The organism is Streptomyces sp. NPDC045701 (assembly GCF_056432045.1).
On the sequence record NZ_JBWKJV010000012.1, the window covers coordinates 16,230 to 41,856 of the forward strand.

18 protein-coding genes are annotated in these 25,627 nt (G+C 74.1%); 10 read left to right on the forward strand and 8 right to left on the reverse strand.

Annotation, left to right across the window (positions count from 1 at the left end):
- Positions 1 to 60: 60 nt before the first annotated feature.
- From AC07DW_RS15745 to AC07DW_RS15760, 4 genes are all read right to left on the reverse strand, one after another.
- A complete protein-coding gene (locus tag AC07DW_RS15745; protein WP_478858217.1) occupies positions 61 to 4,785 on the reverse strand; it encodes a hypothetical protein in 4,725 nt (1,574 codons plus the stop codon).
- A 64-nt stretch (positions 4,786 to 4,849) separates the two neighbouring features.
- Entirely contained in the window at positions 4,850 to 5,782 is a 933-nt protein-coding gene (locus AC07DW_RS15750) for a hypothetical protein (protein ID WP_478858218.1), read from the reverse strand.
- A 202-nt stretch (positions 5,783 to 5,984) separates the two neighbouring features.
- The gene (locus AC07DW_RS15755; protein WP_478858219.1) at positions 5,985 to 7,511 is read right to left on the reverse strand and encodes a hypothetical protein; all 1,527 of its coding nucleotides are present in this window, start codon (positions 7,509 to 7,511) and stop codon (positions 5,985 to 5,987) included.
- A 172-nt stretch (positions 7,512 to 7,683) separates the two neighbouring features.
- On the reverse strand, positions 7,684 to 8,445 hold the full coding sequence (locus tag AC07DW_RS15760; RefSeq protein WP_478858220.1) for a GntR family transcriptional regulator: 762 nt from the start codon (positions 8,443 to 8,445) through the stop codon (positions 7,684 to 7,686).
- 137 nt (positions 8,446 to 8,582) lie between these two features.
- Here AC07DW_RS15760 and AC07DW_RS15765 point away from each other — a divergent pair, with 137 nt between their 5' ends.
- Genes AC07DW_RS15765 through AC07DW_RS15780 form a run of 4 tightly spaced genes read left to right on the forward strand, consistent with a single transcriptional unit; the run spans position 8,583 to position 12,134 of the window.
- The gene (locus AC07DW_RS15765) at positions 8,583 to 9,863 is read left to right on the forward strand and encodes an MFS transporter (protein WP_478858221.1); all 1,281 of its coding nucleotides are present in this window, start codon (positions 8,583 to 8,585) and stop codon (positions 9,861 to 9,863) included.
- 23 nt (positions 9,864 to 9,886) lie between these two features.
- Positions 9,887 to 10,651 carry a LamB/YcsF family protein gene (locus AC07DW_RS15770; protein WP_478858222.1) on the forward strand — a complete coding sequence of 255 codons (765 nt, stop codon included), beginning with the start codon at positions 9,887 to 9,889 and terminating at the stop codon, positions 10,649 to 10,651.
- Positions 10,648 to 11,274, forward strand: coding sequence for a 5-oxoprolinase subunit B family protein (locus tag AC07DW_RS15775; RefSeq protein ID WP_478858223.1), 627 nt, complete (start codon positions 10,648 to 10,650; stop codon positions 11,272 to 11,274). The genes AC07DW_RS15770 and AC07DW_RS15775 overlap by 4 nt, the downstream gene beginning before the upstream one ends.
- Positions 11,271 to 12,134 (forward strand): 5-oxoprolinase subunit C family protein, encoded by an 864-nt coding sequence (locus AC07DW_RS15780; protein ID WP_478858224.1) that lies wholly within the window; start codon positions 11,271 to 11,273, stop codon positions 12,132 to 12,134. The genes AC07DW_RS15775 and AC07DW_RS15780 overlap by 4 nt, the downstream gene beginning before the upstream one ends.
- Here AC07DW_RS15780 and AC07DW_RS15785 read toward each other — a convergent pair.
- The 3 genes from AC07DW_RS15785 to AC07DW_RS15795 all read right to left on the reverse strand — a co-directional run bounded on the left by AC07DW_RS15785 (position 12,118) and on the right by AC07DW_RS15795 (position 17,913).
- A complete protein-coding gene (locus tag AC07DW_RS15785; RefSeq protein ID WP_478858225.1) occupies positions 12,118 to 15,744 on the reverse strand; it encodes a hydantoinase B/oxoprolinase family protein in 3,627 nt (1,208 codons plus the stop codon). The two genes, AC07DW_RS15780 and AC07DW_RS15785, sit on opposite strands and share 17 nt — an antisense overlap.
- 108 nt (positions 15,745 to 15,852) lie before the next feature.
- On the reverse strand, positions 15,853 to 17,271 hold the full coding sequence (locus AC07DW_RS15790) for a HEAT repeat domain-containing protein (RefSeq protein WP_478858226.1): 1,419 nt from the start codon (positions 17,269 to 17,271) through the stop codon (positions 15,853 to 15,855).
- A 249-nt stretch (positions 17,272 to 17,520) separates the two neighbouring features.
- Complete coding sequence (locus AC07DW_RS15795; protein ID WP_478858227.1) at positions 17,521 to 17,913, reverse strand: ankyrin repeat domain-containing protein; 393 nt, start codon at positions 17,911 to 17,913, stop codon at positions 17,521 to 17,523.
- Between the two features lie 338 nt (positions 17,914 to 18,251).
- Here AC07DW_RS15795 and AC07DW_RS15800 point away from each other — a divergent pair, with 338 nt between their 5' ends.
- Positions 18,252 to 18,446, forward strand: coding sequence for a hypothetical protein (locus AC07DW_RS15800; protein ID WP_017949565.1), 195 nt, complete (start codon positions 18,252 to 18,254; stop codon positions 18,444 to 18,446).
- Positions 18,447 to 18,489: 43 nt separating this feature from the next.
- Positions 18,490 to 20,298, forward strand: a complete 1,809-nt coding sequence (locus AC07DW_RS15805) for a hypothetical protein (protein WP_478858228.1) — start codon at positions 18,490 to 18,492, stop codon at positions 20,296 to 20,298.
- Positions 20,299 to 20,354: 56 nt separating this feature from the next.
- On the opposite strand, the gene AC07DW_RS15810 is transcribed toward AC07DW_RS15805, so the two are convergent.
- On the reverse strand, positions 20,355 to 21,857 hold the full coding sequence (locus AC07DW_RS15810; protein WP_478858229.1) for an SCO1417 family PLP biosynthesis transcription factor: 1,503 nt from the start codon (positions 21,855 to 21,857) through the stop codon (positions 20,355 to 20,357).
- 104 nt (positions 21,858 to 21,961) lie between these two features.
- Here AC07DW_RS15810 and yczE point away from each other — a divergent pair, with 104 nt between their 5' ends.
- The 4 genes from yczE (at position 21,962) to AC07DW_RS15830 (ending at position 25,453) form a co-directional block, all read left to right on the forward strand.
- Positions 21,962 to 22,654: a membrane protein YczE gene (gene yczE / locus AC07DW_RS15815; protein ID WP_478858230.1), complete on the forward strand. Its 693-nt coding sequence runs from the start codon at positions 21,962 to 21,964 to the stop codon at positions 22,652 to 22,654.
- Positions 22,651 to 23,418 carry a glycerophosphodiester phosphodiesterase family protein gene (locus AC07DW_RS15820; RefSeq protein WP_478858231.1) on the forward strand — a complete coding sequence of 256 codons (768 nt, stop codon included), beginning with the start codon at positions 22,651 to 22,653 and terminating at the stop codon, positions 23,416 to 23,418. The genes yczE and AC07DW_RS15820 overlap by 4 nt, the downstream gene beginning before the upstream one ends.
- A gap of 46 nt (positions 23,419 to 23,464) precedes the next feature.
- Positions 23,465 to 24,823 carry an MFS transporter gene (locus tag AC07DW_RS15825; protein WP_478858232.1) on the forward strand — a complete coding sequence of 453 codons (1,359 nt, stop codon included), beginning with the start codon at positions 23,465 to 23,467 and terminating at the stop codon, positions 24,821 to 24,823.
- Between the two features lie 255 nt (positions 24,824 to 25,078).
- A complete protein-coding gene (locus AC07DW_RS15830) occupies positions 25,079 to 25,453 on the forward strand; it encodes an RNA polymerase-binding protein RbpA (protein ID WP_026278069.1) in 375 nt (124 codons plus the stop codon).
- The last annotated feature ends 174 nt before the right edge of the window (positions 25,454 to 25,627 follow it).

Sequence of the window (25,627 nt, forward strand, 5' to 3'; positions counted from 1 at the left end):
GGGCCGGCCCCGCGCCTGTCCGGCGGTACGGAGCCGGCCACCCATGCGTCCAGGGGCGGTTCAGTCGCTGATCGCCGGTTCCGGGACGGGGCCGCGCTTGAACATGCGGGTCGCGGTGATCTCCCCGTGCACCGCCGTCTCCCCCTCCTGCGCCGGCTGCGGCAAGCCGGGGCGCAGGTGTTCCTCCACACTGATGTACTTCAGCCCCGCCCGGAGGTCCGCGTCGTTGCGCAGGCGGATGACGAGCGGGAACTCGGCGAGAGCGGTCGTGTCGAACAGGCCGGTGGTGTAGAGCAGCTGGACACCGAGCGCGTCCGACACCGCGCGCTGGAGCTCCAGCAGGTACGTGGCGTTGGCGCGCCCGATCGGGTTGTCGAGGAACAGCGTGCCGGCGTGCCGGTGCTTGTCACGGCCCCGGTCGTTGCTCCGCAGAGCGGCCATCGTGCAGTACAGGGCGATGGCGGCGGTGAGCAGCTGGCCGCCGGAGAACACATCGCCCATCTGCCCGACCGGAACCCGCTCGGCCCGCAGCACCGCGTCCGGCTTGAGGATCTCCACCGCCACGCCCTTGGGCTGAAGGGCGGCCTGGACCCCGCGCAGCAGCAGGGACATGCCGTCGCGGCGCAGGTCGGAGTTCTTCCTGACGGCCGCCCGGGTCGCCTCGTCGATCACCTCGCCGAGCCGCTCGACGAGCGTCGCCTGGTTCGGCTCCTCGAACCGGATCCGGAGGAATTCCTGGCCGGACCACTCGCCGAGGCCTTCGGGAAGCCGGGACAGCCGCTGCGCCGAACGGAGCGTGGCCAGCGCGGACTCCACCAGGCCGCGCAGCCGGTCGACGATCGAGTCGCGGTTGCGCTCCAGCTGGGCCAGCTCGTCGGTGAGGACCCGCAGGCGGGGCGCGAAGGCTTCGGCCCACTTGGCGGCGTGCTCCGGCAGGGCCGACGCCGGCAGCTCCCGGATCTGCTGCCGGGCCGGGGTGCGGACCTGCTCGTAGCGGGTGGAGTTGGCGTGTCGTACGAGGACGTCGCAGGTCTCCCGTACGGCGGCGTCGGCGGCCGACAGGTCGGCGGCGCAGCCGCGCAGGGAGCGCCGCGCCTCGGCGGCGGACCCGCGCGCCTCCTCCAGGCTGCCCGGGTACGGCTCGGGGCTCTCCCGGTCCTCGTCGGGGTGCTGCTCCCTTAGCAGGTCGCGCAGGAGGGCGGCGGTCTCGTCGAACCCGCTCGCGGCGTCCTCGGCGGCCCGGTGGGCCTGGAGGAGCCGGGCGTGGGTGGCGCGGGCGGTCTCCAGCGCGTCGCTGCGGACGGCCAGTTCCGTGGTGGCCGTACGGAGGAGCGACTGGGCGTGGTCGGCGTCGGTGGGCACCAGCTCGTCGGGCAGGCCGGTGTGGGCCTCACCGTCCGCAGGTGCCAGGCGCTCGGCCTCGCCGCGCAGCCGGCCGAGCTTCTCGCTGGCCTCCGAGGCCCGGCTCTCCAGCATCTGGACCAGGGCTTCGGCGCGGGCGGCGGCGGCCTGGCGCGACGGGCCGTCGGCGCCGTCCGGGCTCTCCAGCAACTGGGCGGCCCGGGTGCGGACCTTGTTGGTGAGGCGGTCCAGCTCGGCGAGGGCGGCGCTCTCGTCGCTCTCGGCGCGGGCCTGCTCGGCGCGCAGGTCCGCGCCGACGCCGACCTTCTCGTACAGCTGGGAGGCCGCACGGTATGCCTCGCGGAGGGCCGCCAGCGGTACGCGGGGGGCGTCGGCGTCCTCCTCCGGCAGGTGCTCCGGGGCGCCGGCGATCTCGGCGCGCTCGGCCCGCAGGGCGCGGGCGGTGCGGTGGGCGTCGTCGGCGGCGCGCTGAGCGGCGCGGCGGTCCTCGTCGGCGGCGCGGGCCCGCTCCAGGCAGGTCTGGGCGCGGGCCTCGTACTCGGCGGCCTCGTCGGCCAGTTCACGGAGCCGGGTCTGCCAGCCGGCCCGTTCGCGCAGCCGGTACGCCAGGCCGGCGAGGGCGTCGGCGACCCGGCGGGCCCGCTGTGCGGCCTCCTGCCGCTCGTCGCGTACGCGTGCGGTGTCGGCCGCCGCCTCGTCGGCCTCCGCCCGCGCGGTGCGGGCCTCCGCGAGTGCCGCCTCGGCGGCTTCGGCGGCCTCACGCGCGGTGGCGGCGGCTTCCGCGAGCTCGGTGAGCATGCCGGGCGGGCAGTCGGCGCGCCAGGAGCCGATGCGGGCGGACAGCGAGCGGTCGCCGGTGAGGCGGGCGGCGAGAGCGCGGATCTCCTCGTCGCGGGCGGCGGCGCGGGCGCGCAGCGCCTGGCGCTCCTCGTCGGCGGCGTGCTCGTCGTGCATGGCCGGGTTCGGCGGGACGAGGAAGACGTCCGTGTCCGTGCCGGCCGGCGCCGGTACGGGCGCGAGGAGCGCGGCGGCGGTGCCCACGGCCACGGCGGAGCGCGGGAGCAGGGCGGCGCCGGCCAGCGCCTCGCGGGCCCGGGCGTACGAGACGGGGTCGGTGATCACGACGCCGTCGACCAGCTCGGGCCGGGCGGCGAGCACCGCGGCGTGGTCGGCGGGGTCGACCGCCTGCGCGAGGTAGCGCCAGCCGGGGAGGGCGGGGATGCCCTGCTCGCCGAGGTACTCGACGGTGGCGAGGACGTCGGGGCCGGGCGGCAGCAGCCCGCCGTCGCCGAGGGCGCCGAGGATGCGGGAGTCGTCGGCGGCGGCGGTGCGCAGCTCGAAGAGCTTGCGTTCGGCGGAGGCGATGCCCTGGTCGAGGAGGTCGCGCAGTTCGTCGGCGTACCGGTCGAACTCCTCCACCGTGAGGGGTCCTGCGGCGGTCCGCGCGGGTGGGGACGCGTCGTCGGCACCGGTGTCGGAGCCGGTGCCGCTGTCGGTGCGGGTGTCTCTGCCCTGGCGCTGGCCGGGAACGGCGGCGGGCCTGGCCGCGGACGGCCCGGCGGCGGACGGTCCCGCGGCGGAGGGCAGGCTCAGCAGCTCGGCGAGGCGCTCCTCGGCGGCGATGGACTCGGCGGCGCGGCGCTCGGCCTGGTAGGCGTTCTCGGCGGCCTGGGCGGCGTCCGCGGCGCGCGCGGCGGCCAGTTCGGCGCGGGCCTCGGTGGCGGCGGCCTCGCGGGCGCGGTCGGCCGCGGCGCGGGCGGCGTCGCGGGCCGCGTCCCAGGCGGCGACGGTGGTCTTCTCGGCGTCGCTGGCGGCGAGGGCGGCGCGCGCGGGGTCGGCGTCCGGGGCGGTGTCGTCGAGCCAGCCGGCCCGTACGGCCTCGGCGGTCTCCTGCTCCACCTCGGCGAGGCGCTGCCTGAGGTGGCCGGCTTCGCTGCGGGCGCGCTGGGCCTCGGTGGCGGCGGCGGTGGCGTCGCGGTGGGCGGTCTCGCCCGCCTCCTGGAGGGCGGCTGAGCGCTCCTCCTCCTCGTCGGCCTGCCGCTCGCCCTTCTCGGCGGCGGCGTGCAGGGCGCGTACGAGGTCGGCGGCGGCCTTCGCGCGGGCGGCGAGCGCGGGGGCGGCGTCCCGCTCGGCCTCGCGGATGGCGGCGGCCACGCGCGCGGAGCGGTCGGCGGCGGCGCGGTGCCTCAGGACCGCCTCCGCGGCCTGCCAAGCGGCGTGGAGGGTGCGGGCGTCGGTCAGTTCGCGGCGCTGGGCGGCGGCGCCCTTCTCGGCGGCGGTGAGGGCCAGGGAGGCGTGGCGGTAGGCCAGTTCGGCGGCGACGAGGGAGGCGCGGGCCCGGGCCTGCTCGGCCTCGGTGACCGTGTGGGCGGCGTCGGTGACCCGCTGGGCGAGTGCGGCGGCGCGGCCGCGTTCCTCACCGGCCCGGGCGGCGAGCCGGCCGGCGAGCGTACGGGTGCGGCGCTCGGCTCCGGCGTGCACGTCACGCGCACGCGCGCGGGTGTCGGCCGCGTCGACGATCCGGCCGAGGAGGTCGACCGAGCCGGCGGTGAAGTCCCGCTCGGCGGTGAGTTCGGCGCGGCGGCCGAGCTTGTTGCCGAAGCCGCTGACCAGGTCGGCGAGGCCGTCCGTGTCGCGGGTGTCGGTGACCGCGCGCAGCAGCAGGTCGGTGAAGTCGGAGTCCTTCTTCACCGCGAAGAGGCCGGCCGCCTCACCCTCGTCGGCGTTCATCTCCCGCTGGTAGCGGAACAGTTCGGGGTCCAGGCCGAGGTCGCCGAGGTGTTCGTTCCAGCGGTCGTGGATCTCCTCCCAGTACACCTCCAGGTGCGGGTACGCCTTGCCGGCCTCCGTGAGGGCGTCGCGGAAGCCCTTCATGGTGCGGCGGCGGCCCTGCGCACCGGAGACGCCTTCGGCGGGGGCGCGTACGGAGGTGGCTTCGGCGACCGGGAGGGAGTCGAGGCTGAGGCCGGGCCCGGGACGGAAGGAGTACCAGGCCTCGGCGAACCTGCGCGGGTCGTTGGAGACCTGCCGCCCGCGCCACTCGCTGACCTTGCCGACGACGACGAGCTCGCCGGTGAGCGTGTGCTGCCACTCCAGGGCCACGTGACCGCAGTCGTCGGCGAGCAGGAACTTGCGCAGCACGCCGGAGCTGGCGCCGCCGAGGGTGTTGCGGTGGCCCGGCAGCATCACCGAGAAGATCAGTTTCAGCAGGACGGACTTGCCGCCGCCGTTCTCCAGGAAGAGCACGCCCGCGGGCGCGGGGCGCCGCGGCGGGCCGACCGGCTCCTCCTGGAAGAACTCCGCCTGCGTCGGGGCGGGGTTGGGCACGGGCGCGCCCACTCCGCGCAGGTCCAGCACGGTGTCGGCGTAGCGCGCACCGGCCGGCCCGATGGAGTAGAGGCGGACCCGGGACAACTCGTACATGTCGGCGGACTCTCAGTCGTGTGCTGGCGTGTTGCGCGTGTGGGGGCGTGGTGCGTCGGGCGGGTCAGGCGTGGAAGGGCAGTCCGGCGTCGGCGGCCAGCTCGAGGTCGTCGCCCTCGGGCGGCGGCAGGAGGGTGGCGGAGCCGTCGCTGACCGGGACGACGCCCAGGTCCAGGAGCTCGGACAGGGCGGCGCTGCCCGCCATGTCGCGGACCTGGAGCTGGTAGCGCGCGGTGGTGCGGTAGGAACCGCCGCCCTCGTCGCCGGTGCGCTGGAGGAACCCGGAGTCGGTGAGGAACGCGACCGCCTTGCCGATGATGCCGGTGGTGGAACCGGCGAGCCGGCGGGCGTCCTTGGTGGCGCCGGTGGCGCTGCGCCGGGCGTAGACGCGCCAGGCGGCTTCCAGGCCGGGGGTGTCGGTGACGGGGTCGGTGTTCTCGCCCTGCGCCTCGGCGCGCTCCTCCAGGCGGCGGCACGCCTGGCGTACGAAGGCGTCGACGCCGTTGACGGTGACGCGGCCGATGTACCCGTCGTCGGCGAGGTCCTCGGGGCGCGGGAACGCCATGGCGGCGACGGCGAGGTGGGCCAGGCCGTGGAGGAAGCGGTCGCCGGAGTCGGTGGAGGCGCGGCGGGCGTAGTCGCCCATGCGGACGGCGAAGACCGAGTCCTCGGCGGCGGTGACGGCCATTCCCGCGCGCGGGGACACCTCCAGGACGATGAGGCCCAGTCCGGTGGCGACGGCGTCGGCGACCCGCGCGAAGGCGGGATCCTCGCGGTAGCGGCGGAGCAGGTCGGTGTATTCGGCGTCGCGGGCGGGGAGCAGCTTGGGCTGGAGTCCGAAGGAGACCAGGCGGGCGGCGTCGGCGGCGTCGGCGGGCGTGACGGCGGAGCCGCCGGCGGCCGTGGGCGTGGCGGTGCCGGACGCGGCGGGGTGGGCCGCCTGGGGGGCGTCCGGATCGCTCCACGCGTCGGCGTGCTCGGCGTGGTGGTCGCTCACGGCTGGGGCTCCTCGGTGCGGATGGATCGGGTCGGGACGGACGGGCACGGGACGGACGGGCACGGGACGGACGGGCACGGCGCGGATCGGGACGGCGCGGGCGCGGAGGAACGGCGTCCGGGAGCGGAGCCGCGCCCGGCCCGCGCACGGCGGACGGACGGGGCGGGGCATTGCGGGGGGACGCGGACGGCGGCGGCGCCGGTCATGTCGCGTCCGTACGGTCGGCGGCCATGCCCGCCGCGTCCAGCAGGGCGGTGCCGACGATCAGGTCGGCCCCACCGAACTCGGGGTCGTCCAGCTCGGCACCGTCGTCGACGGCGAAGAGCAGCCGCTGCTCGCCCTGCCGGTAGGCCGTGCCGACCGGTGGGCTCGCCGCGTGTATCGCCAGCAGCGCCACCAGGTAGGGCAGTTCGGGGTCGCGGCGGCGGGCCTCGGCGAGCAGTCCGGACAGCCGGCGCGGCGCGTCGTGCTCGAGGTCGAGCAGTTCCATGGCGGTCGCCAGCTGCGCCTCGCTGAACCGGCTGTCGTCGGGTGTCGCGATCAGGTCCGGTTCCGGCATCTCGGCCCCCAGGTGGTCCCGCTCCACCGGCGGAGTCAGCAGCAGCTCGACCAGGTCTCCCATCCGGACCGAGCCGGGTGCGCGCAGCCCCGTGCCGTGGGTGAAGTACGCGTCGGTGACCTTGATCGCCCGCTCCACCGGCAGCGGCAGGACGGGGGCGACCAGCTGGCCGTAGAGGTCGAGTCCGGAACGGGCGGTGGGCCGGGCGAAGGCCTGCCGGTCCTGCTCCGCCCGGAACAGCGGTCCGGCCTCCAGGAGCCGGGACTGGAGCTGGGTGTGGCGGCGGATGCAGTCCTTGACGATGTCGACGAGCTCGGCCGCGCGCCGCTTGTGCTCCTGGTCCTCGGCCTCGTCCCGCGCCTTGCGGATGTTGGTGAGGATGGCGTTCTCGTGGCGGTACCGGTCGGCGACGTGGTCGAGCGCCTCGTCGATCATGTCGGGTACGGCGCTGAGCCAGTCGACGGCCCGGACGTTGCGCCGGGTGGCCTCCAGGGTCTTGCGGAGCGTCTCCGCGTACTGCACGGTGCGGTACCGCGCCTGCTCGGCGGCGAGCTGGGCGTCGGCGAGCCGACCGCGGCTGATCAGTACCTCGAGCTTCACCTCGGCCGCGATCTGGGCGCTGGTGACGTCGGTGTCGAGGGCGCCGACGAGGACGTTGACCGCCTCGTCGGTGGTACGGAGGTAGACGGCGCCGCCGTAGCCGGGGACTTCCTCGATGAGCTTGAAGTCGTAGTCGCGGCGTACATAGGCGCCGTCGGTGCCGAAGGTGCCGTAGACGGCGCGGAAGCCGCGGTCGACGCTGCCGACGTTGATCAGGTTCTCCAGGACCCAGCGGGCCACGCGCTCGTGTTCGGCGGCGGGCCGCCGCGGGGCCTGGGCCGCGACGCGGGGCAGCAGCCGGGCGACGATCTGCTCGTGGTCGGCGCCGGTGTCGAAGTCCATGTTGAGCGTGACGAGGTCGATCGCGGCGAGGGCGACCTCGGCCATGGCGTACGTCGAGTACTCCCCCGCCAGGTTCGCCTTGCGCGCGTCCAGGTCGTGCAGGGGCGCGGTGCACGCGAGCGCGCGCAGCCGCCGCGCGAGCCCTTCGTCGGCGGCCGGGCCCTGCGCGGGCCGCGGCCCCGCGCTGAGCTGGGGCGGAACGAATTCCGTCGAGGCAGGCGAAGTCACGCTGCACAGATTAGGTCCTCGCACGGACAACGGTCGAAACGGCGCAGATGGCCCGCCCGGTCTGGCTCGTCGGACGGTCCGCGCGGGTGCCGCCGGGCGGTGCCGCGGCGGGCACCCGGCCGGGGCCGGCGGCGTGCGCACGACGGGCGCCGTCCCGGGCGCGGCGGTGCGGTCAGTCGGTGGCCACTGCCGGGACGTTCTCCATCGCCTCAGCGTAAACACGGACCAATCGCTCGCGGGAGTCGTCCAGGTACTCCACGAGGAGCCGCTCCGCCTCCGCTCGCTCCCCCGCACGCAATGCGTCCAATATCTCCCGGTTTCGGAGGAGATACGGCTCATGCAGCGCACGCGGGTCGTCCACCAGGTGGAAGACGAGCCGGAGTTCGGCGAGGACACCGCGCATCAGTTCGTCCATGCGGTCGCTGCCCGCGAGGGCGACCAGTTCCCGGTGGAAGTGGATGTTGGCGGTGGAGACGCCCCTCCAGTCGCCCTCGCGTGCGTCGCGCTCGCCTTCGGCGACCGCCCGGACCAGGCCGTCGAGGCGGAAGGGCGGTTCCCCCAGGTCGTGCACGACGGCGCGTTCGACGAGCCGCCGCGTGCGGTAGATGTCGACGACGTCCTCGACGGCGAGGATGCGCACGAACACCCCGCGGTTGAGTTCGTGGACCAGCAGCCGTTCGTGGGTGAGCAGCCGGAACGCCTCGCGCAGGGTGTTGCGGGACACGCCCAGCGCGCCACCGATGCTGTCCTCCGACAGTCGTGTGCCGGGCGGGAAGAACCCCTCGGCGATCCGGGTGCGCAAGATGTCCGCGACCCGCTCGGCGGTGCTCGTACGCCCGAGCAGCGCCCGGTCGTCCGCCAGCCCACCGCTCCCGGAGTCCGTCTTCCCCACTGCGACCTCATCTCGTCCGTCCGCGGCTTCCGCTCCGCCCATCGTAGAAGCAAAGAAGAAGCCGAGAACGAGAGAACGAACCTCTTGTCGGATCGTTCAACAATCCCTACTTTGAGGGGCACGGACCGATCCGCTCCACCCCCACCGCTCAGGCCCGCCTCCCCCTCTGCGAGGTGCAGATGAGTACGACCCGGACCTCTCGGCTCCCCCAGGGCGAACTGCCCGCCGACACAGGCGCCTTCGCCTGGCTGCGCGCCCTGGGACCACGCGGCCGGCGCGCCTTCGGCGGCGCTTTCGGCGGCTACGCCCTGGACTCCTACGACTTCTTCACGCTGCCTCTGAGCATGGTGGCGATCTCCGCGTACTTCAGCCTGAGCAGCGGCCAGACCGGCCTGCTCACCACCGTCACGCTCGTCGTGTCCGCCGTCGGCGGCGTCCTCGCCGGCATCCTCGCCGACCGGATCGGCCGGGTGAAGGCGCTGATGATCACGGTCATCACGTACGCGTTCTTCACCGTCCTGTGCGGATTCGCCCCGAACTACGAGACCCTGCTGGTCTTCCGCGCCCTCCAGGGCGTCGGGTTCGGTGGCGAGTGGGCGGTCGGCGCGATCCTCGTCGCCGAGTACGCCTCCGCCAAGCACCGCGGCCGTACGCTGGGCGGCGTCCAGAGCGCCTGGGCGGCCGGCTGGGCCCTCGCGGTCATCGTCTACACGCTGGTCTTCCACTTCCTCGACCCGGACACCGCGTGGCGCGTGATGTTCTGGACGGGCGCCCTGCCGGCCCTGCTGGTGATCTGGGTGCGCAGGAACGTCGAGGACGCGCCGCACGCCGTCGCCGTACGCGAGTCGGGCACCGGACGCGGCTCCTTCACGGCCATCTTCCGGCCGGATCTGCTGCGTACGACGATGTTCGCCGTGCTCCTCTCCACCGGCGTCCAGGGCGGCTACTACACGCTGGCCACCTGGGTGCCGACGTACCTCAAGAGCGACCGCGGGCTGACCGTCGTCGGAACGGGCGGCTACCTGACGTTCCTGATATCCGGCGCGTTCATCGGGTACCTGACGGGTGGTTACCTCACCGACCGGCTCGGCCGCAAACGCAACATCGTCGTCTTCGCCGTCCTGTCGGCGGTGTGCATCATCGCGTACACCAACATCCCCTCCGGGGCGGACGGTCTCGTCCTCGTCCTGGGCTTCCCCCTCGGGTTCTGCATGTCGGCCATCTTCAGCGGTTTCGGGTCGTTCCTCGCCGAGCTGTACCCGACGGCGGTACGCGGCACCGGGCAGGGATTCACCTACAACACGGGCCGCGCGGTGGGCGCCTTCTTCCCCACCCTCGTCGGCTTCCTCGCCGACAGCTGGGGCGTCGGCGGCGCCCTGGTGTTCGGCGCCGTCGGCTACGGCATCGCCGTACTGGCCCTGCTGGGCCTGCCGGAGACGCGCGGCCGCGAGCTCACCTGACGCAGCAGTAGGGAGACACCACCATGACCTGGGCCTCGATCGACCTCAACGCCGACCTCGGAGAGGGTTTCGGGCGCTGGCGGCTGACGGACGACGAACAACTCCTGTCGGTCGTCACCAGCGCCAACGTGGCCTGCGGGTTCCACGCCGGGGACGCCGTCACCATGCGGCGCGTCTGCGAACTCGCGGCCGGACGCGGGGTACGGATCGGTGCCCAGGTGTCCTACCGTGACCTGGCCGGCTTCGGGCGGCGCTCCATGGACGTGCCGTACGACGAGCTGGCCGCCGAAGTGGCCTACCAGATCGGCGGCCTGGAGGTGTTCGCCAGGGCCGCCGGTGCACGCGTCTCGTACGTGAAACCGCACGGGGCCCTCTACAACCGCGTGGTGCACGACGAGGGTCAGGCCCAGGCCGTGGTCGACGGCGTGCTGCTCAGCGGCGAGCGGCTCCCCCTGCTGGGGCTGCCCGGCTCGCGGCTGCACGACGTGGCCGAGAAGGCCGGTCTGCCGGTGATCACCGAAGCGTTCGCCGACCGCGCCTACACCGCCGCCGGGACGCTCGTGCCGCGGAGCGAGGAGGGGGCCGTCATCACCGATCCGGCGGCCGTCGTGGAGCGGTCCGTTTCCATGGCCCGATTCGGTGTCGTCACCTCCCGGTGCGGGCGCTCGGTGCCCGTCCGCGCCCGGTCGCTGTGCCTGCACGGCGACACGCCCGGCGCGGTGGACCTGGCCCGCCGGGTCCGGACCCGGCTGGAGGCCTCCGGTGTCCGGGTGGAGGCGTTCGTATGAGGACCGTCGCGGTCGGCGAGCACGCTCTGCTCGTCGAACTCGGCAGCGGCGAGGAGACCGAGGCCTTCCACGCCGAGCTGCTGCGCCGCCGTGCGGCCGGTGCGCTGCCCTCGGTGACCGAGATCGTGCCGGCGGCGCGGACGGTGCTGCTGGACGGTGTGGCGGAACCGAGGCGGCTCGCCGCGCTCATCGCAGGGTGGGAGGCCGCGTCGTCGCACGCGCGCGTGGAGCCGGCCGTCGACATCCCGGTCCGGTACGACGGGCCCGACATCGGGGCCGTCGCCGCGCTGTGGGGCGTGACGCCGCAGGAGGTGGCGCGGATCCACTCGGCGGCCGCGTTCCGGGTGGCGTTCTGCGGCTTCGCGCCCGGGTTCGGCTACCTGACCGGGCTGCCGCCGGCGTACGAGGTGCCCCGGCGCGCCACCCCGCGTACGGCCGTACCGGCGGGCTCGGTGGCGGTGGCGGGCCGCTACACGGGCGTCTACCCGCGAACGTCGCCGGGCGGCTGGCAGCTCATCGGCTCGACGGACGCGGTGCTGTGGGACCCGGCGCGGGAGCCCGCAGCGCTGCTGGCGCCGGGCACCCGGGTGCGGTTCGTCCCGGTGGGCGTGGGGGGCCGATGACCGACCGGGCCTTCGCCGTCGTACGGGCCGGGGCGCTGACCACCGTGCAGGACCGGGGACGCCGCGGCCACGCGCACCTGGGCGTACCGCGGTCCGGCGCCCTCGACCCGTACGCCGCCGCCCTGGTCAACCGGCTGGTCGGCAACCAGGCGGACGCCGCCGTGCTGGAGACCACCGTCGACGGCTGCGCGGTGCGGCCGCGCTGCGCCGTGACCGTCGCGGTCGGCGGCGCGCCGTGCGCCGTCACGGTGGACGGCCGGCCGGTGGCGTGGGGCGCGCCCGTGCGGGTCCCCGCGGGCGCCGTGCTTGAGGTGGGCGCCGCGGTGCGGGGCCTGCGCTCGTACGTGGCGTTCGGCGGGGGCGTCGCGGCCGAGCCGGTGCTCGGCAGCCGCTCCACCGACCTGCTCTCGGGGCTCGGGCCCCCGCCCCTGGCCGTCGGAACCGTGCTCCCGCTCGGGCCGCGGCACCCGGGCGCGCCGGGGTGCGACGTCGTGCCCTGGCCGGCGGCGCCCGGGGAGCTGGTGCTGCGCGTCCGGCCAGGCCCGCGCGACGACTGGTTCACCGGCGCGGCGCTGCGGGACTTCGCCACGCGCGCGTACCGGGTGTCCCCGGCGAGCAACCGCATAGGGCTGCGCACCGAGGGCACGCCCCTGGAGCGTGCCGTGGCCGGCGAGCTGCCCAGCGAGGGCATGGTCCTGGGCGCGGTCCAAGTACCCCCGGACGGACGCCCGGTGGTGTTCCTCGCGGACCACCCGACCACCGGCGGCTACCCGGTGGTGGCGGTGGTCCGGGAGCGGGACCTGGCGGCGGCCGCCCAGGCCGTGCCGGGGACGCCGGTGCGGTTCATCCCGGTCCGCTAGGGCGGCCCCCGCGGCCGGACGGGGGCCCGTAACCACCGCCGCCGGGGGTCGCGATCACCAGGACGTCTCCGGGTGCCACGTCCACCACGTCGACGCCCTCCAGCCGCCGGACGGTGCCGTCGGCGCGCCGCACCGCGTTCTCGCCGAGCGCCCCGGGAGCGCCGCCCGCCATGCCGTACGGGGGGACCCTCCGGTGCCCGGTGAGGAGCGCCGCCGTCATCGGCTCCAGGAACCGGATGCTCCGTACGACCCCGTCGCCGCCCCGCCACCGGCCGCGCCCGCCGCTGCCGTCGCGCACCGCGAAGGCGTCCACCCGGACGGGGAGGCGCCACTCCAGGACCTCGGGGTCGGTGAGGCGCGAGTTGGTCATGTGGGTCTGTACGGCGTCGGCGCCGTCAAAGCCGTCCCCCGCACCCGAGCCGCTCGCCACCGTCTCGTAGTACTGGACCCGGTCGTTGCCGAAGGTCACGTTGTTCATGGTGCCCGAGCCCTCCGCCTGGACGCCCAGCGCGGCGTACAGGGCGCCGGTCACGGCCTGCGAGGTCTCCACGTTGCCCGCGACCGTCGCCGCCGGGTGGGCGGGGGCGAGCATCGACCCGTCCGGCACGCGTACGTCGAGGGGTTCCAGGCAGCCGCTGTTGAGGGGGATGTCGTCGTCGACGAGGGTCCGGAAGACGTACAGCACGGCCGCCATGACCACGGACGTGGGGGCGTTGGTGTTCCCCGGCTGCTGCGGTGAGGTGCCGGAGAAGTCGAGGACGGCGGCCCGGCGGTCGCGGTCGACGCGGACGGCCACCCGGATGACGGCGCCGCCGTCGGTCTCGTACCGGTAGGAACCGTCCCGGAGGGTGGCGACGATGCGGCGCACGGACTCCTCGGCGTTGTCCCGCACGTGCCGCATGTACGCGTGGACGACGTCGAGGCCGAACCGGTCGACCATGCGGCGCAGTTCGTCGATGCCCTTCTCGTTGGCGGCGATCTGGGCGCGCAGGTCGGCGAGGTTGGTGCCGGGGTCCCGGGACGGGTAGGGGGCCTCGGTGAGGAGCTTCCTGGTCTCGGCCTCGCGCAGCCGCCCGTCCCGCACGAGCAGCCAGTTGTCGAAGAGGACGCCCTCCTCGTGGATGCTGCGGCTGAAGGCCGGCATGGAGCCGGGGGTGATGCCGCCGATCTCGGCGTGGTGGCCGCGCGAGGCGACGAGGAAGCGCAGGTCGTCCCGGGGCCCGAAGACGGGTGTCACGACGGTCACGTCGGGCAGGTGGGTCCCGCCGTGGTACGGGTCGTTGATCGCGTACACGTCTCCGGGGCGCATGGTGCCCTCGTTGCGCCGCAGCACCTCCTTGATGGACTCCCCCATGGAGCCGAGGTGGACCGGGATGTGGGGCGCGTTGGCGATCAGGTTGCCGGCGGGGTCGAACAGGGCGCAGGAGAAGTCGAGGCGTTCCTTGATGTTGACCGAGTGGGCCGTGTTCTCCAGCCGTACGCCCATCTGTTCGGCGATCGCCATGAAGAGGTTGTTGAACACCTCCAGGAGGACCGGGTCGACGTCCGTACCGACGGCGCTGCGGCTCGGGCGGGGACGGGTCCGCGTCAGGCGGAGGTGACCGGTGCCGGTCGCGACGGCCCGCCATCCGTCGTCGACGACGGTGGTGGCGTCCGGCTCGGCGACGACGGCCGGCCCCGGCACGGTGTCGGCGGGGCGGAGGTCCTCCCTGCGGTACAGCGGGGTGTCCCGCCACGCGCCGTCCACGAACATCCTCGCGGTGGCGTGCGGTCGCAGAGGGCCGTCCCTGGGCGGCTGTTCCGCTGCGAGGGGATGGTGGGTCCCGGCGCGGCCCACCGCTTCGACCGAGACGGCCTCCACCACCAGGGGCTTGTCCATGGTGAAGGCGTACCGCGCCCGGTGCGCCGCGGTGAACGCCTCGCTCATGGCCTCGGCCGAGTCGAGGGGTACGGGCAGACTCGCGTCGGTTCCGGCGTAACGGAGCAGCACGCGCGCGTGGGTGCCGATGGTGCCGTCGGGCACGCCGTCGGCGCGTAGTTCGTCCCGGGTACGCTCGGCGAGCCTTGCGCAGAGGTCCTGCACGCGCGCGTGGAGGGCGGCGTCCAGTTCCGCCTCTACGGACTGCTGGCGCATGGCGGTGGCGTCGGCGAGCCCGATTCCGTACGCGGAGAGCACACCGGCCAGCGGTGGCACCAGGACCGTTCCGGCGCCGAGGGCGTCGGCGACGGCGCACGCGTGCTGGCCGCCGGCCCCGCCGAAGCTGGTCAGCGCGTAGCGGGTGATGTCGTGGCCGCGCTGTACGGAGATCTTCTTCACCGCGTTCGCCATGTTCAGCACGGCGATCTCGAGGAATCCGGCGGCGACCTCCTCCGGTGCGGGGGCCGTTCCGGTGTGCCGCCGCACGTCCTCGGCGAGGGCGGTGAAACGGGTGCGCACCACCTCGGCGTCGAGGGGCTGGTCACCGTCCGGCCCGAAGACGGCGGGGAAGTGCTCCGGCCGTACGCGGCCGAGCATCACGTTGGCGTCGGTCACGGTCAGCGGACCACCGCGCCGGTAGCAGGCGGGCCCCGGGTCGGCACCTGCCGAGTCGGGTCCGACCCGGTACCGCCGGCCGTCGAAGTGGAGGACCGACCCGCCGCCCGCCGCCACGGTGTGGATGCTCATCATGGGCGTACGCATGCGTACGCCCGCCACCTGTGTGCCGAGCTCCCGCTCGAACTCGCCCGCGTAGTGCGAGACGTCGGTGGACGTACCGCCCATGTCGAAGCCGATCACCCGGGTGAAGCCGGCCCGCTCGGACGTACGGGCCATGCCCACGACGCCGCCCGCGGGGCCGGACAGGACGGCGTCCTTGCCCCGGAAATGGGCGGCCTCGCGCAGCCCGCCGTTGGACTGCATGAACAGCAGCCGCACACCGGCGAGTTCGCCGGCGACCTCGTCGACGTACCGCCGCAGGATCGGTGAGAGGTACGCGTCGACGACCGTGGTGTCGCCGCGCGGCACCAGTTTGATCAGCGGGCTGACCTCGTGCGAGCAGCTGACCTGCGTGAACCCGGCCACTCGGGCGGCCTCGGCCACGCGCAGCTCGTGATCGGGGTGGCGGTAGCCGTGCATGAGGACGACCGCGGCGCTCCGCAGACCGTCGTCGTGGGCGGCCTTCAGCCGCTCGCCCACGAAGGCCGTGTCGAGCGGCCGGACGACCGTCCCGTGGGCGTCGACGCGCTCGGGAACCTCGATGACCCGGTCGTACACGGCCTCCGGGAGCAGGATGCGCCGGTCGAAGATCCGGGGCCGGTTCTGGTAGGCGATGCGCAGCGCGTCGCGGAAGCCCTCGGTGATGAGCAGGACGGTGGGTTCCCCGCGCCGCTCCAGGAGGGCGTTGGTGGCGACCGTGGTTCCCATCTTGACCGAGGCGATCCGGTCCGCCGGTACGGGGTCGCCCGGGGCGAGCCCGAGGAGGAGCCGGATGCCCGCCACGGCCGCGTCCCGGTACCGGGCGGGGTCCTGGGAGAGCAGCTTGCGGGTGACCAGGCGGCCGTCGGGTTTCCGTGCCACGACGTCGGTGAAGGTACCGCCGCGGTCGATCCAGAACTCCCAGCGCCCGGCCATTCCCCCATTGTGGCAAGGAACACCCTCATCAGCCCGGGGACGGCCGGGCGGGGCGGTCGCGCGGACGCCGTGCGCGTCCGTAGGCCGGGCGCCCGCCCCGCGCGATGATCAGACCTTGGGCAGGTCGGGGCCGATCCTGCTCCGTACGGCGGTCTGCACCTCGTCCTCCTCCGCCGGGTCGGCGGCGAGGCGGCGCAGCCGCTCGGCCACGCGCACGTCACCGGTCTCGGCGTGCAGTGCGGCGACCTCCCTGGTGGTCTCCTCGCAGTCCCACAGGCACTCGACGGCGAAGCCGGTCGGGAAGGAGGGGTCCGTGGCGGCGAGAGCGCGGGCCGCGCGGCCCCGGAGCTGGGACGACGCGGTCTCGCGGTAGATGTGGCGCAGCACGGGCGCGGCGCAGGCCACACCGAGCCTGCCCGTGCCGTCGACGAGCGCGTAGAGGGAGTGGGCGTCGGGGCCGTCGGACCGTACCGCCTCGCGCAGCGCGCCCAGGACGAGCGCGGCGTCGCGGGCGTCGCCCCGGCAGGCGAGGACGCCCGCGGCGGACGCGCCCAGCGGGTCCGGTCGGTGCACCCAGCCGCGCGCCCGGTCGACGGCCTCGTCGCCGCACATGCGCTCGAAGGCGGCGACGGCCGCTTCCGCGACGACCCGGGAGTCACTGGCCGCCGCGGCCTCGATGAGGTCGAGCACGACGGCGTCCCGCGCTTCGGCGAGGTAGTGCAGGGCGGCGCAGCGGGCGGCGTCCGGACCTCCGCGGGCCGTCTCGACGATCAGCCGGCGGTCGTCGGGGCCGGCGACGGCGGTGAGGCAGCGGGCAGCCGGTACGTGGAGGGCGGAGCCGCGCTCCAGGCCCTCCTGGGCCCAGTCGAAGACGGCCTGGACGCTCCAGCCGGGCCGGGGCCCGGTGGGGCGCAGCTGGCGCTGCCAGCGGTCGAAGGAGCCCTGTTCCCGGGCGGCGCGCACGCGGGCGCCGATCGCCTCGCGCCGGTCGTCGGCCCACAGCCGCCAGGGGCGCGGCTCGAAGGCGTCCCGCACGGCTGCGGCCAGCTCGGCGTCGCCCTCCGGGGTGGCGGGGAACCTGGCGAGGATCGGGGCGGCGAGGCCGCGCAGTCCGGAGTCGTCGTCGCGCAGGGCGAGCTCGTCGAGGGCCCAGGACCAGTTGGTCCCGGTGGCGGCGTACCGGCGCAGCAGCAGGAGGGCGTCCTCGCGGCCGTAGGCGGCGAGGTGGCCGAGCACGGCGAGGGCGAGACCGGTCCGTGACTCCTCGCCGTCGAGGTGGTCCTCGACGCCGAGGAGATGGGCCTCGATCTCGTCGAGCCGGCCGTGCAGATCCAGGTAGAGGCGCGCGTAGTAGAGGGAGCGGTTCTCGACCTGCCAGTCCTGGCGGGGGTCGTTGAGGACACAGTGGTTGAGGGCCGCGAGGGCTTCCGCCCGTGGCGCGGCCAGCGCGTGCAGCGTGCCGTCGCCGCGACCCCTCTGCAGCAGGCCGAGCAGGGTACCGCTCGGCGCTATGACTGGATCGAACATGGAAAATGCCTCACATCAAGCTGTCGACGCACCCGGAGGAGACCGGGGACCCCGGGGTGACCCGGGAACGGTGATTACCTAGGCCGCGCAGCAACATGTGGAGCCGCCCGTCGTCTTCCGCTTGGTGATGACCATCTTCCTCTGCCTCTCGTCGGTGGCCCCATGCGGGCCCGACGCCATGATGACCCAGCCATTTCGCCACCGCGACCACATTTACGGCACCGCTCTCACCTGGGGTTCGACGCCCGTTCACCGGGACCCGAACAGCTCCAGGAGGTGCGTCTTCCCGAACATCCTGGCGGTATCCACGGCGGACGGAGTGCCGGCTTCCGGATCGGCGCCGGCCGCCAGGAGGGCACGGACGATGCCGTCCTCACCCTTGAAGACGGCGCCCGCGATGGGCGTCTGGCCCCGGTCGTTGATGCGGTTGGGGTCGGCGCCGCGCTCCAGGAGGGCCGCCACCGCGTCCTCCTGGCCGTGGTAGGCCGCGAGCATCACCAGGGAGTCGCCCTTGTCGTTGGTGAGGTTCGCGGGCACGCCCGCGTCCACGTAGGCGGCGAGCGTCTCGGCGTCGCCCTGTCGGGCCAGGTCGAAGACCTTGGACGCCAGCTCGATCACCTCGGGGTCCGGGGTTTCACTCATCGGACGTACCGCCTCTCATCTCATCGACGCGCCATGACCACCATGGCGCACGCGGCCCTGACGGCCGTTTGACCTGCATGGACCCGGTCGGACCGGTACGCACGGCGGGAGAGCCGTACGAGTGAACCGACAGGGTACTGCCCGGCCGATCACATGACCCGGCCCGCCGGTGGCGAAGGATGGGCCGCGGCACGCGGGCGCGTGCCGGGCACCGCTCCCGTCCGCCAGTGAAGTGAAAAGCAGATAAATTCACCCATTTGCATCTTTAATCACATAGATACTTGCTGTGAGGCTGGAAGTACTCAAGGTGAATGTCCCCTCACCCAGGAGATCCCCTCATGATCCTGTCCATCTCAGGCGTGGTTCTGCTCGGCATCATCGTCTTCCTCTTCTTCAAGAAGGACGGGCTCAAGGCCTCCCACGCCCTCGTCTGCGCACTGTTCGGCTTCTACCTCGCGGGCACCGCGATCGCCCCCAGCATCACGGCGGGCGGCGCGAGCCTGGCCAGCCTGCTGGGCGGGATCAAGTTCTGACCCGCAGCGGCCCCTTCCACGACTTCAGGATCAGGAGTACGACGTGGCACGGCGCCCTCTTCCGCGCATCTCGAACCTCCCGGGCATCGCGAGCATTCCGGGCGGCGCCACCGCCCGGATCGCCCGCGGCCGGGAGATCGCACGAACGGCCGCCGACGGCGCCACGGACGTCCTCCATCCGCTGATCACGATCAGCCGGGGCCTGCGGAAGCTGGGCGGGGCCGGACGCGCCAGATGGGCCGCGACCCCCAAGGAACGGCGCGGTCCCGCGCTGTTCGTGGTCGCGGCCTGCGTGCTGGCCGTCGCGCTCGTCCCCTACGGCCCCCTGCTGGCCCTGGTCTCGCTGATGGGCGCGGCGGCGTGGCAGGGGCGCGAGCGCCCGGTCGTCAGGACGGGGCCGGACGAGGCGGAGACCGAGCGGCTCCGGTCGCTGTACGAGGCGCTGGTGCCGTACTTCTCCGTCCCGGAGGACCCGAGCCCGCTGTTCCTCCACGGCGGTGACTGGTCCAAGGCGTTCGGTGACTTCGCGTTCGACGGCGACGGACGGCCGTCCCGGCTGCGCATCACCTACCCGGCGTACTTCACGGATGGCGAAGGCGCGAGCCGGGCGAGGATCGAACAACTGCTGCGTGCCAAGTCGGGGCGGGGCCGCGAGTACCTCTTCGACTGGGACGAAGAGGGAAACCAGCTCTTCATGCGGGTGCTGCCGGCGCTGTCCACGTCGGTGGCCGCCCAGCGCTTCGTCACCGTGCCGGGCGAGACCGTACTGGGCTTCACCGACCCCGAGGCGGTGCAGCGGACGGTCCCCGTGCGGGACGGCGACGAGACCCGGGACGCCCCTCCCGTGGTGTGGCGCACCGGTCCGCGCTCCACCGAACCGCACCTGCTGGCCGTCGGGCAGCCCGGCAGCGGCACGACGACTCTGCTGCGGTCCATCGCCCTCCAGGCCCTCCAGCACGGTGACGTCCTCGTCGTCGAGGGCAGCGGGACCGGCGAGTACGCCTGCCTCGCCGGGCGTACGGGGGTCCTGGCCGTCGAATGCGGGCTCGGCGGAGCGCTGGCGAGCCTGGAATGGGCGGTGCACGAGACGGAGCGGCGCCTGATCGCGGCGAACCGGGCGCGGCAGGCCGGGTATCCGGCACCCGAGGACACCAGGCGGCCGCTGTGGATCCTGGTGGACCGGCCGAGCGTGTTCGGCCACCTGGCCGCCGCCGACGGGCGGGTCGACCCGCAGACGTTGCTCCAGGTCCCGCTGCGGCACGGCCGGGCGGCCCACGTGACGGTGGTGGTGGCGGAGCAGCTCGACGGCCTGGACACGCTCAGCGAGGCGGTCCTGACCCACACCCGGGCCCGGGTCGTCCTCGGGTCCGCCGACCCCGAGCAGGTGGGGTACGTCCTGGGCGCCGCGCCGCACACCACGCCGGTCCCCCACTTCCCGCCCGGGCGGGGGTACGCCCGGCTCGGTACGGGGCCGGTACTCCGGCTCCAGGTCCCGGCGACGCCCGACCCGTACGACGACGCCACGACGGAGGCGCACCGGCAGGCCGTCCTGGACCTGCTCCCCGAGCGCCGGCCGGACCCGGCGCCCGCGCAAGCACCTGCGCCCGCCCCGGCCCGGCCGCCGGTCCAGCCACCGGTCCAGCCCCCCGCCCCGGTCCCGGCAGCACCGGTGGCGGTACCCGTACCGGCGGTCGCCCCCGCCCCGGCTCCCACCCCGGTCCAAGCCCCGCCTCCCCCGCCCGCCCAGGCCCCACCGGCCACGCCTCCCCCGGCCGCCCAGGCCGCACCGGCACCCGCTCCCGCAGGCGCCCAGGCCCCGCCTTCCCCGCCCGCCCCGGGTGCCGCCGGCTGACCCACGGCACCCGCCGCACGCGACGGCGCCCCGCCGGCCGGCGGGCGCCCCGCCCCCTACGCCACGAACGTCCGCAACGACTCGCCCGAACCGGCGCTCGCGCCCGCCCTCACCAGCCGCGCCGCGGCCGCGAGCCGCACGGCGGCCTCGTCGGCGACGGGACCGGCGACGGTGAACGGCAGCCTGACGTACCCCTCGAAGGCGCCGTCCACCCCGAAGCGGGGCCCCGAGGGCACCCGTACTCCGACCCGTTCGCCCACTTCGGCCAGCCGGGAGCCCGACAGGCCACCGGTGCGCACCCACAGGGTCAGGCCGCCGCGCGGCACCTCGAACTCCCAGTCGGGCAGCTCCCGGCGTACCGCCGCCACCAGCGCGTCCCGGTTCTCCAGCGCCTGGGTGCGCCGCAGGGCCACGGCCTCCTCCCAGCCGCCGGTGCGCATCAGCCAGTTGACGCCGAGCTGCTCCAGAACGGGGGTGCCGAGGTCGGCGTACGCGCGCGCGGCCACCAGGGAGCGGATCACGTCGGGCGCCGCGCGCACCCATCCGATGCGCATGCCCGCCCAGAACGCCTTGCTCGCCGAACCGACCGTGAGCACCGTGCTCCCCGCCGGGTCGAAGGCGCACACGGGGCGGGGCATGTCGAGGCCCTCCTCCAGGTGCAGCTCGGTCATGGTCTCGTCGACGACGAGGACCGTCCCGGCCGAGCGGGACGCGTCGACCATGGCGCGCCGCCGGTCCTCGTCGGCCAGCGCCCCGGTCGGGTTGTGGAAGTCCGCCACGACGTAGGCGAGCCGCGGGGCGGCGTCCCTCAGCACCTGGCGCCAGCGCGGCAGGTCCCAGCCCTCCAGTCCCTCGGACATCGCGACGGGCACCAGGCGGGCGCCGGCCTCCCGCATCAGCTGGAGGATGTTGGCGTAGGACGGTGATTCCACCGCGATGCGCTCGCCGCGACCGGCGAAGAGGTGGCAGATGGCGTCCATGGCGCCCATGGCGCCCGTGGTGACCATGATCTGCTCGGGCATCGTCGGGATGCCCCGCTCCGTGTACCGGTCGGCGAGCATCTGCCGCAGCGCGGGCAGGCCGGCCGGGTAGTCCCCGTGCGTGTGGGCGTAGGGCGGCAGCTCCTCCAGGGCGCCCTGGAAGCCGCGGGTGAGCCAGGGCTCGGGCGCCGGCAGGGAGGCGCAGCCCAGGTCGATCATGGAGCCGAGCGACTCCGGCGGCAGGGGTTCGAGGCCCCGGGCGGGCAGCGGGTTCCCGGCGGGCACGGCCGTCCAGCTCCCCGCGCCCCGGCGCGATTCCAGGAACCCCTCGGAGCGCAGCGCCTCGTACGCGGCGGCGACCGTCGTACGGCTGACGGACAGCGCGAGGGCCAGCTCCCGCTCGGCGGGGAGCCGGGCGGCGACCGGGACACGCCCCTCCAGCACCAGCAGCCGGATGCCGTCGGCGAGCGCCCGGTAGGCGGGCGGCTTGCGGGTTCCGGGGCCGGCCGGCCGGGTCTGCTGCGCGCTGAGTTGACGGGCCAGCTGGGCGGGACCCACTGCCGAAGTCCATTCAGCCATGGAATTCAGTCCACCTTCCTCGAATTGGACCTGGTTGGCATCCAAAGCCCTGCCACAGGGTGGCATGAGCCAGTCCACCACCATCACCTCGGGGGGCACAACCCATGTCGACGACGTCCGGCACACCGGATCCCGGCACCGCTTCGCGGCACCTCGTCCGCCGGCTGCTCCAGCTGTACGTCGGTCTGGCCCTGTACGGGGCCAGTTCGGCGCTGCTCGTCCGCAGCGGCCTCGGCCTGGAGCCGTGGAACGTGCTGCACCAGGGACTGGCCGAGCGGACCGGCCTGAGCATGGGTGTCGTCCTGACCGTCGTCGGTGCCGCCGTCCTCCTGTTGTGGGTGCCGTTGCGGCAGAAGCCCGGCCTGGGCACGGTCTCGAACGTTCTCGTCATCGGTGCCGCGATGGACGGCACCCTGTGGTTCGTGCCCGACGTGCACGGCCTGTTCGCCCAGGTCCCGCTGATGGCCGGTGGAATCGTGCTCAACGGCGTGGCCACCGGCCTGTACATCGCCGCCCGCTTCGGCCCCGGCCCGCGCGACGGGCTGATGACGGGCCTGCACCGGCTCACCGGCCGCTCCCTGCGTCTGATCCGCACGACGATCGAGGTCACCGTCGTCGTCACCGGGTTCCTCCTGGGCGGTTCCCTGGGAATCGGGACCGTGCTGTACGCCCTGGCGATCGGTCCGCTGGCCCAGTTCTTCCTGCGCGTCTTCACCGTCCCGGGCCCCACGGGCGGGCGTTCCGGCAGCACCGTGGTCGCCTCCGGGAAAGCCGGGCAGGCCATACTGCGGCGGTGACTCGCGTACGCCACCCCTATCTGGACCACCCCTCTCCCCTCATACCCTTCGCCCACCGCGGCGGTGCGGCGGACGGGCTGGAGAACACGGCGGCCGCCTTCCGGCGCGCCGCCGCGGCCGGTTACCGCTACTTCGAGACGGACGTCCACACCACGGCCGACGGCCGGCTGGTCGCCTTCCACGACGCGACGCTGGACCGGGTTACGGACGCCCGGGGCCGGATCCGGGACCTGCGCTGGAGCGAGGTGCGTCACGCGCGCGTGGCGGGCAAGGAGCCGCTGCCGCTCTTCGAGGAGCTGCTGGAGGAGTTCCCCGACGCCCGCTGGAACGTGGACCTCAAGGCGGAGCCGGCTCTGGGACCGCTGCTCGCGGTCGTCCGCAGGGCGGACGCCTGGGACCGGGTGTGCGTCGGCTCGTTCGACGAGGGCCGGGTGGCCAGGGCGCACCGCCTCGCGGGCCCCCGGCTGGCCACCTCGTACGGCGTGCGGGGCGTCCTGGGGCTGCGGCTGCGGTCGTACGGGATCCCCGCCGCGCTGCGCGCGGGTGCGGTGGCGGCGCAGGTGCCGGAGGTCCAGGGCGGGGTCAGGGTCGTGGACCGGCGGTTCGTGCGGGCGGCGCACGCGAGGGGCCTCCAGGTGCATGTCTGGACGGTCAACGATCCCGGCCGGATGGCCGCGCTGCTCGACCTGGGGGTGGATGGCATCATGACCGATCATCTGGAGACGCTGCGCACGGTGCTGACCGACCGGGGGGTCTGGGTCTGAGCGTGCCTCCCGTCTTCCGCCAAGGGGACGAACGAGGGGGACGGGCGTGAGCGACGCCGAGACCGCCGACCGGGCCGCCGGTACGGCAGAGCCGTCCGACCGGCGACGCGAGCAACGCGGCTGGTACTTCTACGACTTCGCGTGCTCCGTCTACTCCACGAGCGTGCTGACGGTCTTCGTCGGCCCGTACCTGACGTCGGTCGCCAAGGCCGCCGCGGACGCGGACGGCTTCGTCCACCCGCTGGGAATCCCGCTCCGCGCGGGGTCGGTCTTCGCGTACGCCGTGTCCGCCTCCGTCGTCCTGGCGGTCCTGGTGATGCCACTGGCGGGCGCGGCGGCGGACCGTACGGGCCGCAAGAAGCCGCTGCTGGCGGTGGCCGCGTACCTGGGGGCCGCCGCCACGGCGGCCATGTTCTTCCTGGAGGGTGACCGCTATCTCCTGGGCGCCTTCCTCCTGATCGTGGCGAACGCCTCGCTCACGGTGTCGATGGCGCTGTACAACGCCTATCTGCCGCAGATCGCCGCGCCGGAGGAGCGGGACGCCGTCTCGTCGCGCGGCTGGGCGTTCGGCTACACCTCCGGCGCGCTGGTCCTGGTCCTGGACCTGGTGCTGTACACGGGTCACGCGTCGTTCGGGCTGTCGGAGCCGGAGGCGGTACGGATCTGTCTGGCCTCGGCCGGTCTATGGTGGGGCGCCTTCACCCTCGTACCGCTGCGGCGGCTGCGTGACCGGAGGGTGGCGCCCGGCCGCGAGGGCTCGGTCGGTTCGGGCTGGCGGCAGTTGCGGGCGACGCTCCGCGACATGCGGCGGCATCCGCTGACGCTCTCCTTCCTCCTGGCGTACCTCGTCTACAACGACGGGGTACAGACGGTGATCTCCCAGGCGTCCGTCTACGGCTCCGAGGAGCTGGGCCTGGAGCAGACCACACTCATCACGGCCGTGCTCCTAGTACAGGTTCTGGCGGTCGCCGGGGCGCTGGGCATGGGACGGCTGGCGCGGACGTACGGCGCGAAACGCGCGATTCTCGGTTCGCTCGCCGTGTGGACCCTGATCCTGGCGGCCGGATATTTCCTGCCGGCCGGGGCGCCGGTGTGGTTCTACGCGCTGGCCGCGGCCATCGGGCTGGTCCTGGGCGGCAGCCAGGCGCTGTCCCGGTCGCTGTTCTCGCACCTGGTCCCGCGCGGAAAGGAGGCCGAGTACTTCTCGGCGTACGAGATGAGCGACCGGGGGCTCAGCTGGCTGGGGCCCCTGGTGTTCGGGCTCGCGTACCAGCTGACCGGCAGCTACCGGGATGCGATCATCTCTCTGGTGATCTTCTTCGCGCTGGGATTCGTCCTGCTCGCGCGGGTACCCGTCCGGAAGGCGGTGGCCGAGGCGGGCAACCCCGTCCCGGACCGGATTTAGACGCGGAAGTGAAAGGCCGGTAGTGTACGCCTTTGGCCTGCCAGGCGGACCGTTACTGCGTGCTCTTACAGCAAAGACGCTGGGTGACATCTGCTGCCAGATGTGACAAACCGGGCACTGGTGGGTACAACAAGGGGCGGCACGACGGGCGACGCATGACCCGCAACGGGAATCTTTACCGCCGACCGGACGTTGACCGGATGACGACGACAGCGACACCTGTCCTGTGGGCGACAAGCCCGGGAGGCACGATTCATGAGTGAGCGAGCTCTTCGCGGCACGCGCCTCGTGGTGACCAGCTACGAGACCGACCGCGGCATCGATCTGGCCCCGCGCCAGGCGGTGGAGTACGCATGCGAGAAGGGGCATCGTTTCGAGATGCCGTTCTCGGTCGAGGCGGAGATTCCGCCGGAGTGGGAGTGCAAGGTCTGCGGAAGCCAGGCACTCCTCGTTGACGGGGACGGCCCCGAGGAGAAGAAGGGCAAGCCGGCGCGTACGCACTGGGACATGCTCATGGAGCGGCGCACCCGCGAGGAGCTCGAGGAAGTGCTGGCCGAAAGGCTGGCGGTCCTGCGCTCCGGCGCCATGAACATCGCCGTGCATCCGCGCGACAGCCGGAAGTCCGCGTAACCGCACCACAGCGGGAGCGCGCACAGCGAGCGGCGTACGCGCCGTGGAGCGAGAGCCGCGGGGGGGGGGGGGGGGGGGGGGGGGGGGGGGGGGAGGGGGGGGTGGGTTGGGGCGGTGGCGGAGGGGGGGGGGGGGGGGGGGGGGGAGGGGGAGAGGGAGAGGAGGGACGGGGGA